This is a genomic window from Microbacterium jejuense (assembly GCF_019511665.1).
GTDB lineage: Bacteria > Actinomycetota > Actinomycetes > Actinomycetales > Microbacteriaceae > Microbacterium > Microbacterium jejuense_A.
Window position 1 is genome coordinate 1 of the sequence record NZ_JAEUAW010000023.1, and the last position, 14,268, is coordinate 14,268.

Annotated in this window: 10 protein-coding genes; 1 reads left to right on the forward strand and 9 read right to left on the reverse strand. The window is 70.3% G+C overall.

The features are described 5' to 3' along the window. Nucleotides 1–376: 376 nt before the first annotated feature. A complete protein-coding gene (locus tag JNB62_RS18385; RefSeq protein WP_220302335.1) occupies nucleotides 377–2,731 on the reverse strand; it encodes an arylsulfatase in 2,355 nt (784 codons plus the stop codon). 444 nt (nucleotides 2,732–3,175) lie between these two features. Between JNB62_RS18385 and helR the strand changes: the two genes are divergently transcribed. Next, nucleotides 3,176–5,314: an RNA polymerase recycling motor ATPase HelR gene (helR, locus tag JNB62_RS18390; protein ID WP_220302336.1), complete on the forward strand. Its 2,139-nt coding sequence runs from the start codon at nucleotides 3,176–3,178 to the stop codon at nucleotides 5,312–5,314. Nucleotides 5,315–5,531: 217 nt separating this feature from the next. On the opposite strand, the gene JNB62_RS18395 is transcribed toward helR, so the two are convergent. The 8 genes from JNB62_RS18395 to JNB62_RS18430 all read right to left on the reverse strand — a co-directional run bounded on the left by JNB62_RS18395 (nucleotide 5,532) and on the right by JNB62_RS18430 (nucleotide 14,230). Further along, entirely contained in the window at nucleotides 5,532–5,732 is a 201-nt protein-coding gene (locus JNB62_RS18395) for a hypothetical protein (RefSeq protein WP_220302337.1), read from the reverse strand. A 106-nt stretch (nucleotides 5,733–5,838) separates the two neighbouring features. Further along, nucleotides 5,839–6,903, reverse strand: a complete 1,065-nt coding sequence (locus tag JNB62_RS18400; protein WP_220302338.1) for a LacI family DNA-binding transcriptional regulator — start codon at nucleotides 6,901–6,903, stop codon at nucleotides 5,839–5,841. Then, entirely contained in the window at nucleotides 6,900–7,391 is a 492-nt protein-coding gene (locus tag JNB62_RS18405; protein WP_220302360.1) for a gluconokinase, read from the reverse strand. Before JNB62_RS18405 ends, JNB62_RS18400 begins: the two co-directional genes overlap by 4 nt. A 5-nt stretch (nucleotides 7,392–7,396) precedes the next feature. Then, nucleotides 7,397–8,635: a D-mannonate dehydratase ManD gene (manD, locus tag JNB62_RS18410; RefSeq protein WP_220302339.1), complete on the reverse strand. Its 1,239-nt coding sequence runs from the start codon at nucleotides 8,633–8,635 to the stop codon at nucleotides 7,397–7,399. Next, nucleotides 8,632–10,443: a beta-glucuronidase gene (gene uidA / locus JNB62_RS18415; protein ID WP_220302340.1), complete on the reverse strand. Its 1,812-nt coding sequence runs from the start codon at nucleotides 10,441–10,443 to the stop codon at nucleotides 8,632–8,634. The genes manD and uidA overlap by 4 nt, the downstream gene beginning before the upstream one ends. 93 nt (nucleotides 10,444–10,536) lie before the next feature. Next, nucleotides 10,537–11,970, reverse strand: a complete 1,434-nt coding sequence (locus JNB62_RS18420) for a mannitol dehydrogenase family protein (protein ID WP_308291847.1) — start codon at nucleotides 11,968–11,970, stop codon at nucleotides 10,537–10,539. Beyond that, complete coding sequence (gene uxaC / locus JNB62_RS18425) at nucleotides 11,967–13,370, reverse strand: glucuronate isomerase (RefSeq protein WP_220302341.1); 1,404 nt, start codon at nucleotides 13,368–13,370, stop codon at nucleotides 11,967–11,969. The genes JNB62_RS18420 and uxaC overlap by 4 nt, the downstream gene beginning before the upstream one ends. After that, entirely contained in the window at nucleotides 13,370–14,230 is an 861-nt protein-coding gene (locus tag JNB62_RS18430) for a sugar phosphate isomerase/epimerase family protein (protein ID WP_223231257.1), read from the reverse strand. The genes uxaC and JNB62_RS18430 overlap by 1 nt, the downstream gene beginning before the upstream one ends. Between the last annotated feature and the right edge of the window lie 38 nt (nucleotides 14,231–14,268).

Sequence of the window (14,268 nt, forward strand, 5' to 3'; positions counted from 1 at the left end):
CGAATATCAAACTGACATCCATGAATTGATCCAAAAAGACCCCCACCAACCACAAACGTGGTCGACAGAGAAAAAATTGGCATTTGACAAGTGCACGCTGTTGAGTTCTCAAAGATCGGACGCACCCGGGTTCAGCCTCACGACCTCGCCCCAGGGCAACTTCACTATCCTACACCATCCGAGGTGGGCGGTCGCACACGCGATGCCCGATCAGAGAGTGGAGGTGTTGTCCGCAACTTGAGGGGAGCCAGGCCATCAGGCCCTCGCTCTACCCTTTGGGGCGAACAACAAGAACATTACGCCGATCGGGCCGCCACGTCGAATCGGAGCTGCATCCCGGGCGTGTTCCGACGACCCGGGATGCAGCTGCCGCGCGTCAGGCCTTCTGCGGCGTGGCGTACGCGATGTGCACTCGCGAGATGTCGCCGTCGAACACGAACGGCATACGGTCCACGTAGGCACGAGACACCGCGCCCCCGTAGGCCCGTCCGATGTCGAGGCAGTCGTTGGCCGAGAACAGCAGCGGCGCGCTCACCGGGACGGTGCCCGACCCGACCTCGTCTCCGTTCACGCGCAGCGTCACCGACAGCGGTCCGCCGGGCCGCGGCTCGACATAGGCGGTCTCGATCTCGATCGTCACGTCGCCCGCCGCGACGGGGGCGCTCGACGCGATCTTCGTGCGCTGCACGAGGAACAGGTTGTACTCGTAGTTGAGGACGCCGTCGACGAAGAAGGCCGTGAGGCCTCCGCCCGCACCGCCGAGCTTGTACAGCACGCCGTTCGCCTGGTCGGGCAGTGTCGCCTCGATCCTGACGACGTTCGGCTTGTTGCCGAGCGCCGGCGCACAGAACTCCGGGACGCGGACCGTGTCGCCGGTCATCTCCCACTGCGTGTACGGCACCGAGATGCGGTCCTCGGGGTGATAGACCGGCACCCACAATCCCCCGCCGACCGGAAGCACGTCGTTGCGGGCGGCCTCGATGGCGAACAGCTCCTTGAGCTCGGCGAGCTTCTCAGGCTGCGCAGCGGCCAGGTCGTTCGCCTGGCTCCAGTCCTCATCGAGGTGGTAGAGCTCCCACGTGTCGGCATCCGGTGTCCACGTCGCGATGCCGGGAGGCGCCCCCGGAACCCACGGCAGACGCGGCCCGGTCGTCGAGGCCATCCAGCCGTCCGAATAGATCGACCGGCTCGCCATGATCTCGAAGTACTGCGTCCGGTGACGTCCCTCGGCCGCGGGGTCGTCGATGGCATAGGCGAAGCTCGTGCCGTCGATCGGGTCCTGGTGGATGCCATTGACCGACTCGGGGTGCGAGATGCCGAGGATCTCGTAGATCGTCGGCGCGACGTCGATCACGTGGTGGAACTGCGTGCGCGGCTCCGGGTCGTGCTCGATGCGTCCCGGCCAGCGCAGGAACATGGGATTGCGCGTGCCGCCGAGGTGCGACGCCATCAGCTTCATGCCCTGGTACGGCGCCGACCCGGCCCACGCCCACGCGGCGTGGTACTGGTTGTCGGTCGCCGGCGTGCCCAGCGCGTCCAGCCCCCCGAGCTCTTCGAGGGCGGCGATGTGCTGGTCGATCGTCGTCGGGATCATGTTCTGCGCGAGCAGCTCGCTGATCGTCCCGTTCTGGCCCTCGCCCGACGACCCGTTGTCGCCCCAGATGTAGACGACGAGGGTGTCGTCGGCGTAGCCGAGCTCTTCAAGAGCATCGACGAGGCGGCCGGCCTGCACGTCGGCGTGCTCGCCGAAGCCCGCGCACACCTCCATGAGCCGAGCCTGGAACGGCTTCTGGTGGTCGGGGATGTCATCCCACCCCTGCAGGCTGTCGGGACGCGGGGTGAGCACGGCGTCCTGCGGGACCCAGCCGGCGGCCTTCGCGCCCTCCAGCGCGCGCTCCCGATAGACGTCCCAGCCGTCGTCGAACTTGCCCTTGTACTTGTCGGACCACTCCTTCATGATGTGGTGCGGTCCGTGGATGGCGCCGGTCGCCCAGTACATGAAGAACGGCTTGTCGGGGGTCAGCGCCTTGTGGTTGCGCAGCCAGCCGATCGCGTCGTCGGCGATGTCCTCGCTCAGGTGGTAGCCCTCTTCCGGCGTCTTGGGCGGCAGCACCGAGGTCGTGTTGCGGACGAGGTTCGGCTCGTACTGCGACGCCTCGCCGGCCAGGAAGCCGTAGAAGTACTCGAAGCCGTAGCCGGTCGGCCAGCGGTCGAACGGCCCGGCGACGGTCGTCTCTTCTGCGGGGGTGTTGTGCCACTTGCCCCACGCTGCCGTCGCGTAGCCGTAGTTGCGCAGCACCTCGGCGATCGTCGCGCTGCTCTTGGGGATGTGGCCCGAGTAGCCGTCCCAGTCGTTGGCGAGCTCGGCGATCTGCCCCGAGCCGATGCGGTGGTGGTTGCGGCCGGTCAGCAGCGCGCCGCGCGTCGGCGAGCACATGGCGGTGGTGTGGAACCGGTTGAACCCGATGCCCTCGTCGCGCAGCCGGCCGAGGGTCGGCGTGTTCACGGCGCCGCCGAGGGGCGCGGGGAGCGCGGGCCCGGCGTCGTCGATGAGGATCACGAGGATGTTGGGAGCACCGTCGTTGAGCCGCCGCTCGGGCGGCAGCGGCGAGTACGTCGACTCGCCGAGGGTGCGTCCGGCGAAGCTGCCCGATGGCTTCGGCGGGAATGGCAGCGTGCGTGCCGGCGGGAGCGGCTCCCCCACGATCGATCTCCGCGTGTCGTCCGTCATGTCTGTCTTGCCCCTTTCGCACGGGTGCACAGGATCAGCCCCCTGCGCGTCACGTTACCGACGGCGCCCGACGCGTTCCATCACACGTTTCGCGTGAAGTGCGCGGGCGCCGGAGAGTCAGCCGCACGCGGCGCAGGGCGCGTTCGAGTGCCGCGGAGAGCTGCTTCGCGGGTGTGGATGCCGCACACGGCGCCACCTGGATCGCCCGTGCGTGGAGTGGCGGCGGCGCTCGGGACCGAGGGGGGGAGCGCAGGAGGAGCGGACCGGCACGGGGGCGGCACTCGTGCGGAGCGAGGAAAGAGACGTACACGACTCGTCGATCGAGCCCCGCCCGCACTTCCAGGATACCGGGGGGAGGGGGCCTTGCGGCAAGGGCCCCTCGAGGGCGCATACTTGTCGGTCGCGACGCGTGCGCCGCCCGATCCCCCGCCTGGAGTCGATGCCGTGAATTCCCCCTCTGTCAGCGCTTTCCACCTCCCCGACCGCCTGTCCGCCAAGTCCGACCCCGCCCTCATCGGCGCTGACGAGCAGTGGTTCGCAGCGATCGCCGACACCCTCTCGCAGCAGACGGCAGCACTGGAGGCCCGGCTCGAAGAACTGCGCCTGCGTCCCGGCGGCAGCGGCCAATCGGCGCTGGAGCGCGACCTCGAGATCCACCAGCTCTCGGCACGCCTGCGCCTGCTGCGCCGCTTCACGCTCGACGCGTGCCTCGGTCGCATGGTGCCCGACGACGGGTCCGACCCCGTGTACATCGGCCGCTTCGGACTCGTGGATGCCGGCGGCCGGCGCCTGCTCGTCGACTGGCGCACGCCCGCGGCGGAGCCGTTCTTCGCGGCGAGCTTCGCAGACCCCCACGGTCTGCTGAGCCGTCGGCGGTACCGCTGGACGGGCGGGCGCATCACGGACTACTGGGACGAGGTGTTCACTGCCGAGGGGCTCGACGAGACCGCGGCCCTGGACGACCAGTCGGCGTTCATCGCGAGTCTCGGGGCCAGCCGGTCGCCCCGCATGCGGGACGTGCTGGGCACGATCCAGGCCGACCAGGACGCCATCATCCGCGCCGGATCGCGCGGCGCGCTGGTCGTCGACGGCGGCCCCGGAACGGGCAAGACCGTCGTCGCGCTGCACCGCGCCGCCTACCTCGTGTACTCCGACCCGCAGCTCGGCCCCGGCCACGGCGGCGTGCTGTTCGTCGGGCCGAGCCCGGCGTACCTCTCTTACGTCGAGGACGTGCTGCCGTCGCTCGGCGAAGAGAGCGTGCAGACCTGCACGCTCCGCGACCTCGTGGCCGAGGGCGCCGCGGCCCGGCCCGAAGAAGACGCCCGCGTCGCGCGGCTCAAGGCCGATGCGCGCATGGTCGACGCGATCGAGCCGGCGGTGGCGCTCTACGAGGAGCCGCCCACGCAGGGCATCGTGATCGCCACGCAGTGGGGCGAGGTGTCGCTGACGCCCGAGGACTGGGCCGAGGCGTTCTCGTCGGCCGAGAGCGATCTGCCGCACAACGAGGCGCGCGACCAGGTGTGGGAGACGGTGCTCGACATCCTCACCGATCAGCTCGACGGCGAGGAGGTGCCGCTGCATCAGCTTCGGCGCGCGCTCGCGCGCAACGAGGCCCTCACCCGCATGTTCGGCCGCGCGTGGCCGCTCGTCGAGGCATCCGTCCTCGTCGCCGATCTCTGGACAGTGCCGGCCTACCTGCGCCGCTGCGCGCCGTGGCTCACTCCCGACGAGGTGGAACTGCTGCAGAGAGAGGATGCCGCGGCCTGGACCGTCTCGGATCTCCCGCTGCTCGACGCCGCGCGCCGGCGGCTCGGCGATCCGGCCGCGTCGCGGCGTCGCCGCGAGCGCGAGGCACGGCTGGCAGAGGAGCGCGCGTACATGGCGCAGGTCGTCGAGCGGTTCAAGGAGGCCGGCGACGAGATGATGACGTGGCTGGACGGCGAAGACCTGCGCAACAGCCTCGTCGACGAGTCGGTGCTCGACGCCCTCGACCCCGACCTGCTCGCCGGGCCGTTCGCGCACATCGTCGTCGACGAGGCCCAGGAGCTCACCGACGCCGAGTGGCGCATGCTGCTCTCGCGCTGCCCGTCGCGCAGCTTCACGGTGGTGGGCGACCGGGCTCAGGCGCGCCACGGCTTCCGCGAGTCCTGGCAGGAGCGCCTCGAGCGCGCGGGTCTGACGCAGGTCGAGATCGCGTCGCTGACCGTGAACTACCGCACGCCGAGCGAGGTCATGGCCGAGGCGGAGCCGGTGATCCGCGCGGCGATCCCCGACGCGAACGTGCCCACCTCGATCCGCAGCAGCGGGGTGCCGGTGCTCCACGCGCCGGTCGCCGAGCGCGACGCGATCCTCGACGACTGGTTCGCGGCGCATCCCGACGGCATCGGCTGCGTCATCGGCGATCCGACCTTCACCGCGCGCGAGCGCGTCCGGTCGCTGAGCCCCGAGCTGTCGAAGGGGCTGGAGTTCGACCTCGTGGTGCTGGTCGAGCCCGCCGCCTTCGGGGACGGCATCGAGGGCGCCGTGGACCGCTACGTCGCGATGACGCGCGCCACCCAGAGCCTCGCGGTCCTGGAGGGGTGAGGATGCCGCGAGCCGTGGTGCGGCCGTCGGTCAGGGGATGTCGCACCGCGACCACGCCGAACGGGGCGCCACGGCGCGGCGCCGACACCTCGGCACCGACGTGCTGAGCGTCATCCATGAGCGCGACGCTACTGGACCGAGCCCCGACCGCTCCGGCACCCCGCGCTACGGGGTGCCGGAGCGCCCGGCATCCACTCTTCACCCCTCCTTCGACAGGTCAACCGCGGTTCGGCAGGACCGGATCGCGAGATTCGTCCTGAAGAACCGCGGTTGACCTGTTGAACGGATGCCGGGCAGCGGGGCGGTCCGGCTGGAACAGGTCTCCGTACCCGAGATCGATGAGGTTGCTGCGACGCGGCGTGGTTGCCGCGCTCGAGGGCCGGCCGATCCGGCAGTCCTTGAGATGGACGAGCTTCACGCGTACGGGTCGATGACGCGCCGCCCAGGGCCTCGCGGTTCTGGAGGGGTGAGGATGCCGGCGGCCCAGGCCGCCGACGACGCGTGCGGATCCCGCGGAGAGCGTGTCAGCGCCGCGGGGCTGCGCCGGTCGACCCCCGGACGATGAGCGACGTGGGAAGCAGGCCCGCGGATGCTGCGGAATCGCGGTCGCCGCTCAGGGTCATGGCCACCGCCTGGCGGCCCGCCCTCACGAGGTCGGCGCGCACCGTCGTGAGCGCGGGGACGATGAGCTCGCTGCCGAAGATGTCGTCGAAGCCCGCGACGCTGATGCGATCGGGCACCCCGATCCCCTGCGCGGCGGACTCCTGCATGAACCCGATCGCCATCAGGTCGTTGTACGCGATCAGCGCCGTCGCCTGCGATGCGATGACGCGGCGCAGAGCGGTGCGACCGCCCTCGATCGTCGGAGCGTTGGGGCCGACCTCGACGATCGCGATGCCGCGGCGCTCTGCGGCGGCGAGGATCGCCGCCCAGCGGCGTGCGCTGATCCACGACCGGTCCGGGCCGGCCAGATACACGAACGACCGATGGCCGTGCTCGGCGAGATGCTCCACCAGCTGCTCGACGCCGCTCTCGACGTCGGGCAGCACGCTCGGGACGCCGTCCACCGCGCGGTTGATGAGCACGAGGGACTTGCGAGCGGCCAGCTCGTCGATCTGGTTCGCGGGCATGCGGGTGGTCGCGAGCACGAGGCCGTCGACGCTCGGGAGCAGCCGTTCGACGGCTTCGGCCTCGTTCACGCCCGACTCCTGAGACTCGGCGATGACCAGCGTGTAGCCGGCGGCCGCAGCCTCGAGCTCGGCACCGCGCACGATGTCGAACACGACGGGGTTCGTGATGTCGGCGACCACGAGGCCCAGCATCCTGGTCTTGCCCGTCTGCAGCGCCCGCGCCATGGGGTTCACGCGGAAGTCGAGACGCGCGGCCGCATCCTCGACCTTCTGGGCGGTGGCGGCGCTGATGCGTCCCGGCTTGCCGAGGGCTCGTGAGACCGTCGACGGGTTGACGCCCGCGAGCTCGGCGATGTCGTAGATCGTCGGCGCACCGCCGCGCTCGCGGATGCGGGCGAGGATCCGCTCGGCTGCGTCGGAGGGATCGACCGCCGCGCGCGGCGCTGCTCTGTCGCTCATCCGAGCCTCCCTGCGGCGTTCCGAGCCAACTCCTCGACGGACCCTGCGACATCGAGCGCGAACCCGTGCTCGTCCTCGCCGAGCGCCTCGAGCGTATCCAACTGCGAGCGCAGCAGCTGCGCGGGCATGAAGTGGTCGGTGCGGGCTTCGGCGCGTTCCCGCAGCAGCTGCTCACTGCCGGTCAGATGGACGAAGACGACGTCGGGAGCGGAGGTCCGCAAGCGGTCGCGATACGTGCGCCGCAGCGCCGAGCACGCCACGACGATGCCGGTCTCGGCTCCGGCGAGGCGAGCCCCGACGGCATCGAGCCAGGGCGCCCGGTCGGCGTCGTCGAGCGGCATCCCGGCAGCCATCTTCTCGACGTTGGCGCGCGGATGAAGGGCGTCCGCATCGACGAAGGGCACCGGCAGCAGGTCTGCCAGCGCACGCCCCACCGAGGACTTGCCCGCCGCCGAGACGCCCATCACGACGATGCGCCGCCCGCTCATGTCGCTCACCAGTCGTGGACGGTGCCGTCCGACAGCCGGTTGTACGGCAGGTACGCCTGCTCGTACGGGTACTTGCCCGCCTCGTCGAGGTCGAGCTCGACGCCGAGACCCGGCCGGTCGCCCGGATGCAGCAGGCCGTCCTGCCACGTGAAGGACTGCTGGAACACCTCGTTCGTGCGCGCGCCGTGCATCATGTACTCCTGGATGCCGAAGTTGTGGATCGCCAGGCCCAGGTGCATCGCGGCGGCCATGCCGACGGGAGAGATGTCGGTCGGCCCGTGCATGCCCGACTTGATCTGGTACAGCGCCGCGTAGTCGAGCGTCTTCTTGAGCGCCGTGATGCCGCCCATGTGGGTGACCGCGCCGCGCACGTAGTCGATGAGCTGGTCGCGGATGATGTCCTTGAAGTCCCACACCGTGTTGAAGATCTCGCCGATGGCGAGCGGCGTCGTGGTGTGCTGGCGCACGAGCCGCAGCGCCTCCTGGTTCTCGGCGGGAGTGCAGTCCTCGAGCCAGAACAGGTCGTAGGGCTCGAGCGCCTTGCCGAGCTTCGCCGCCTGGATGGGCGTCATGCGGTGGTGCCCGTCGTGCAGCAGCGGGATCTCGGGCCCGAACTCGTTGCGCACCGCCTCGAACACCTTCGGAAGATGCAGCAGGTAGGGCCGCGTCTCCCAGTCCTCCTCGACGGGCTTCGCGCCGCGCCGGGCGGGCTCGTGGTCGTAGCGCTCCTCGCCGCCGCCGGTGAACGACGACTGCGCCGCGATGCCGTAGACCGCCTTCAGCCCCGGGATCGCGGTCTGGATGCGGATGGCCTTGAACCCCTGCTCGAGGTGGTCGCGCACCGAGTCGAACAGCGACGGCAGGTCGGTGCCCGACGCGTGCCCGTAGGCGAGCAGGCCGTTGCGCGACGCCCCGCCGAGCAACTGGTACACGGGCATCCCGGCGGCCTTGCCCTTGATGTCCCACAGCGCCACGTCGACCGCGGCGATGGCGGCCATCGTGACCGGCCCGCGCCGCCAGTAGGCCGAGCGGTACAGGAACTGCCACGTGTCCTCGATGCGGTGCGCGTCGCGGCCGAGCAGCAGCGGCACGACGTGCTCGGTGAGGTAGGCGACGACCGCGAGCTCGCGCCCGTTGAGCGTCGCATCGCCGAGGCCGGTGAGTCCGTCGTCGGTCGTCAGCTTGAGCGTGACGAAATTGCGGTTCGGGCTGGTGACGATGACTTCAGCCTTGTCGATGATCATGATGCTCCTTGAGTGACGGATGCCGGCTGCCCGTGCTCCTTGCCGATCGCCGTCCAGCGCGATCGCAGGGCGTGCGCCGCCGCCTTCGGCTTGCGGTCGCGCGTGAAGACGCCCTTCTTGTTGCCGTCGACGCGGATGATCCCCGTCGCGGTCTGGAAATCGGCGAAGTTCCAGACGTGCTCACCCACGAACGACGCGATGCGATCGAACACGCGATGGTTCATGTCGAGGTACGCCGCCTGGTACTCCTCGGTCCAGGGCTGGTCGAGCACCGAGTGGTAGCCCGCGATGGTGTCGGCGCCGTACTCGGTCATCAGCATGGGCTTGCCGTACATCTGCTCCCATCCGCGCAGCTCGGCCTCGAGGTTCGCCTCGGCGGCCTCCAGGTCACCGGTGTTGATGTACCAGCCGTAGTAGCGGTTGAGGCACAGCACGTCGAACAGGTCCGACACCTTGTCGACGCCGACGGGCGCCAGCATGACGTTGACGAACGTGACGGGGCGCGTGGGATCGAGCTCGCGGGTGAGGGCGACGAGCGGCTCGAAGTAGGCGCGCGCCTCGTCGACTGCGGTGTCGGGCTCGTTGGCGATCGACCACATCACGACGCTCGGGTGGTTCTTGTCGCGGGCGATCAGTTCGCGGATCGCCTGCGCGTGTGCGGCCTGGGTCTGATCGTTGACCGAGTCGGGGCCGAACGTCGGAACGGTCGGACCTCCGAGGAAGCCGCTCACGACCGAGTAGTTGAGGCCCACGGCGGCCGTCTCGTCGATGACGACGAACCCGTGGCGGTCGGCGTACTCGAGCACCTCTTCGGCGTAGGGGTAGTGCGAGGTGCGGAAGGAGTTCGCGCCGATCCACGTCATGAGCGCGAAGTCGTGGACGAGGTAGGCGTCGTCGTGGCCCTTGCCGCGCACCGCGGTGTCTTCGTGGCGCCCGAATCCGGTGAAGTAGAACGGCTCGCCGTTGATGAGGAACTGATTGCCCCGCACCTCGACCGTGCGCACGCCTACCGCCTGCGTGTAGGTGTCGACGAGGTCGCCGTCCTGCCGCACCTCGACGACGAGGTCGTACAGATAGGCGGCGCCCGGCTGCCACAGGTGCACGTCGGCGATGCGGACGACGCCGTTCGCGCCCTCGGCCACGCCGACCTCGGCACCGTCGGCATCCTCGATCCGCACGGTGACGTCGGCGTCGGCGGTCAGCGCGACGTCGTACCGCACGAGCCCGTCGGCGCCGTCGACGTCGGTGACGACCGTGACGTCATCGACGCGCACGGCGGGTGCGCTGTACAGCCACACCGACCGTGCGAGGCCCGCGTAGTTGTAGAAATCGTGGAAGTACTGCTGCTTCTTGCGGCCCTGCGCGTCGACGGTGATCGCCCCCGGCGGGATGGTGGTGTTGGTGAGCTCGTTGTTCACCCCGATCGTGAGGCGGAACTCCTGCCCGGGGGCCACGAGGTCGGTGATGTCGGCTTCGAAGGGCGTGTAGCCGCCGACATGCTCCGCGACGAGCTGATCGTCGATGTAGACCCGGCCCTCGTGGGTGGCGGCATCCACTCGCACGAACACGCGCTCCCCCGCCCAGCCGCGCGGGACGCGCACGGTGCGCTGATACCAGACCCACCCCACGTGGTCGCGGATGGCCGCGTCGGCGAACACGTCGTTGTAGCTGGACGGAACCGGCGCCTCGAGCGCCGTGTCGAGCGTCGCGCCCCAGGGCGACCGCACCTCGTCCGAGTCCAGGGCGAACCGCCACAGCCCGTCGAGGCGGACGAGTTCGCGGGTGGCGGTGGAACGGGGTTTCAGCATCGAAATTCTCCTCGGGTGGCGGGCGACAGGCGTCGTCGCCCGGGATCATCAAACCAGAAACGGATCGTTGTGGCAACTGATTGCCATCTATTCTCATTCCATTGTTCGGCCAGCCACGTCGCGCACCCTGTCGACGAACTGCTCGTCGTCCGCAAGCTCAGGCGACAGCAGCGCAACGAGCTCGCGAATCGGGTCCACGCCCCGGTTGGCAATCGATATCGCATCGGCGTGCGCATCGGCCGGCTCGCGGCCCAGGCGCACCAGCCCGACCCACGCTCCGACGACGTCCGCGCACGCGGCCGCGCTGCGCCCGCCGGCCCGTTCGGCCAGCGCCACGGGCACGACCCGCACGCGCAGCTTGGCCACGCCGTCCACGGCGATCTGTGCGAGCCGGTGCTCGATGCGGGCGTTCTCGAAGCGCGCGAGCAGGTCGGCGAGATAGCGGTCGAGTTCGAGCAGCTCGGCGGGGAGGTGAGCGGATGCCTCGGCCCACAGCCCGAGCACCTCCGCACGCACGACGCCGTCGCCGATCGCCTCGGCGACCGTGGTGTGCCCGCGCGCCAAGCCCGCGTACGCCATCAGGCTGTGCGCGCCGTTGAGCAGCCACAGCTTGCGGCGTTCGAACGGCACGATGTCGTCGACGAAGCGCGCGCCGGCGCGCTCCCATTCGGGCCGGCCGGCGGGGAAGGAGCCGCTGAGGATCCAGTCGTGAAAGGGCTCGGTGACCACCGGCGCGGAGTCCACCCACCCGGTGCGCGCGGCGACCTCGGCGATGTCGGCCGTCGTCGTGCGCGGGGTGATGCGATCGACCGACGTGGAGACGTACGACACGTTCTGCGCGATCCACGCCGCTGCGGCGGGCGCGACCGCCTGCGTCAGGGCGAGGACGCCGCGGCGGACGAGCGGTCCGTTGTCGGGGATGTTGTCGCACGGCACGACCGCGATGGGCCCGGCGCCCGAACGCGACCGCGCGACGAGGCCCAGCACCAGGCGACCGAGCGCCGTGACGGGAGGGGCCGTGGCCTGATCGATGCGTGCGCCGGGGTCGGCCATGGCCGCGGCGAGCACGCGCAGATCGGCCGCCACCGCCGGGTCCTCGAGGTCGGGCGCACCGTCGACGCGCAGGCGGTACCCGGCCTCGGTGATCGTGAGTGTGACGACGGCGGTCGACGGGGCGGCGAGCAGCTCCACGAGCCGCCCGACGTCGGCGCCGTCCCTGACCTCGACGATGCTGCCGACGACGGCGACGTCGTCGCCGGCCGCCGAGCGCTCGACGACCGTGAACAGGCCGTCCTGCGGTGCGAGCTGCTCTGCCGCGGTCGCGCTGCGGCCGGTGAACGCGGCGATCCCCCACTCCCGGTGATCGTCGACCCGGGCGGTGTACCAGGCCTGATGAGCGCGGGCGAAAGCACCGAGCCCCAGATGCACGATGCGCACGGGCGCGGCGGGAATCGGCATCCCGCGCACCTCCAGCGCCCCGCGCGTGAGACGCACGCCGGTCGTCGGCTCCGCCTGCGCCCCCGTCACAGCTTGAAGGCCTTCCGCGGCACGGCGTCGACGAGGTCGACGGCGATGCGCTGGGCGCGGGACAGCGAGATGCGGCCCTCACCGACGAGCCGCGCGAGGAAGGCGGCATCCGATCGCCTCGCCATGTCGTGACGCGCGGGAATCGACAGGAACGCGCGGGTGTCGTCGATGAACCCCGACCCGCGGTAGAACCCGGCGGTCTCGGTGACCGCGGCGCGGAACCGCTGCACGGCGTCCGGGGCGTCCAGGAACCACCAGGGCGCGCCGATGAAGACGCTCGGGTAGAACCCCGCGAGCGGCGCGACCTCGCGCGAGTAGATCGTCTCGTCGACGCCGAACAGCACGAGGTGGAAGTCCTTCTTCAGCCCGAACGCGTTCAGCAGCGGCCGCAGGTTCTCGGTGTACTCGGTGCGCAGCGGGATGTCGTGTCCGGTGTCGGCGCCGAACGCCTCGAAGGTCGCAGTCGAATGGTTGCGGGCCACTCCGGCGTGCACGGTCATCACGAGCCCGTCGGCGACGCTCATCCGGGCCATCTGGAACAGCATGTGCGCGGTGAAGGCGCGCGTCTGCGCGGCGTCCAGGGTGCCCCCGACCGCACCGCGATACAGAGTGGATGCCTCGTCCGCCGGCAGATCCAGCGTCAGCGGTTCGCGCACGCCGTGGTCGGCCGACACCGCGCCGTGCCTGATGAAATGGGCCCGCCGCTCTTCGAGTGCGCTCAGGTAGCCGGCGAAATCGTCCATCGCGACGCCGGCCGCCCCCGTGAGGCGCTCGATGTTGTCGCGGAACGCCGGCGAGGCGGGGTCGAGGTAGGCGTCGGGGCGGAACGTCGGCAGCACGCGGCCGCGGAACGACGGATCGGCGGCGAGCGCCGCATGCACGGCGAGATCGTCCATCGGATCGTCGGTTGTCGCGAGCACCTCGATGCCGAAGCGGTCGAACAGCGCCCGAGGACGGAAGTCGTCCTGCTGCAGGCGCGTGGCGATGTCGTCGTAGAGGACGTCGGCGGTCTCGGCCGACGGCTCGACCCCGATGCCGAACAGCGTGACCAGCTCGTGCGTCAGCCAGTAGCCCGACGCGGTGCCCGCGTACAGGTGCCAGTTCGCACAGAACAGCCGCCACACCTCGCGAGGGTCGGCGGTGCCCGTCGCGGTGCCCACGCCGAGGTCGCCGAGGTCCACCCCCGCCGCGTGGAGCATCCGCGTGACGTAGTGATCGTGCGTGATGAACAGGTCCGCCGGATCGCTGAAGGGCTCGTCGTCGCGCAGCAGCGAGGGCGCGACGTGCCCGTGCGGCGAGATGATCGGCAGGTCGGCCACGCGCTCGTACAGTCCCCGGGCGACGGCCCGTGTCTGGGGGTCGACGGGGAACAGACGATCGGGGTCGAGGTGCAGGTCCATCAGAAGAGGTCTCCGAATCCGAGTGCGACCAGATTGTCGTGCGAGGTGCGCAGGCACTCCAGCGGGGTGCGCCCGTAGAGGTCGTCCTGCTCGACGAGCAGGTGCTGCGCTCCGATGCGGACGCTCTCGTCGACGATGGCGCGGAAGTCGAGGTTCCCCTCGCCCACCTCGGCGAACTGCACGACGCCGGCGAACGCCGCCATGAAGCCGGCGACGTCGCCCCGGCCCAGCGCCTCGAAGGCGTCCTGTCCGAGTCGTCCGATGCGGTAGTCCTTGAGGTGCACCATGGCCACCCGGTCCCCGTACTTGCGCAGCGTGGCGACGGGGTCGAGCCCGCCGCGCTGCACCCAGTGCACGTCGACCTCCAGGCCCACGCTCGGGGCCCGGTCGGCGATGATGTCGAGCAGGTACCGGCCGTCGTACTTCGCGAACTCGATGTGGTGGTTGTGGTAGTACAGGCCGATGCCGTGCTCGGCCAGCCGGGCGGCCATCGCCTCGCTCGCGTCGCAGAAGGCGAGCACCGCCTCGAGCGACCCCATCGCATCGAACGGCAGCATCCCGATCCGCAGCTTCGAGGACTGCAGCCGAGCGCAGTCGGCGACGATCTTGTCGAAGTCGTTCGTGAGCGACTCGCCGGGCATTCCGGGGATGCTGGTCAGCGCGGCCGACAGCGCGGCCATCTCGATGCCCAGCTCGACCCGAGCCCTGTCGAGCTCCGCCACGTTGTCAGGCGTCATCGCCAGCTGCGACACCTCGATCGCCCGGTAGCCGATGTCGCGCACCTGCCGCAGGGTCTCGAACACGCCGTCGGTCGCGAAGCTCTCTTTGAGCATCATCGCCTGTACGCCGATCCTTGCCATCGTCCGCTCCTGTTCCTCTCGTCTTCGTCCCGGATCCC

Excerpts from the sequence above, each read along its gene's own strand:
- manD (WP_220302339.1), bottom strand. The coding sequence starts at position 8,635 with ATGATCATCGACAAGGCTGAAGTCATCGTCACCAGCCCGAACCGCAAT.
- JNB62_RS18430 (WP_223231257.1), bottom strand. The coding sequence starts at position 14,230 with ATGGCAAGGATCGGCGTACAGGCGATGATGCTCAAAGAGAGCTTCGCG.
- JNB62_RS18385 (WP_220302335.1), bottom strand. The coding sequence starts at position 2,731 with ATGACGGACGACACGCGGAGATCGATCGTGGGGGAGCCGCTCCCGCCG.
- uxaC (WP_220302341.1), bottom strand. The coding sequence starts at position 13,370 with ATGGACCTGCACCTCGACCCCGATCGTCTGTTCCCCGTCGACCCCCAG.
- JNB62_RS18400 (WP_220302338.1), bottom strand. The coding sequence starts at position 6,903 with ATGAGCGACAGAGCAGCGCCGCGCGCGGCGGTCGATCCCTCCGACGCA.
- uidA (WP_220302340.1), bottom strand. The coding sequence starts at position 10,443 with ATGCTGAAACCCCGTTCCACCGCCACCCGCGAACTCGTCCGCCTCGAC.
- JNB62_RS18405 (WP_220302360.1), bottom strand. The coding sequence starts at position 7,391 with ATGAGCGGGCGGCGCATCGTCGTGATGGGCGTCTCGGCGGCGGGCAAG.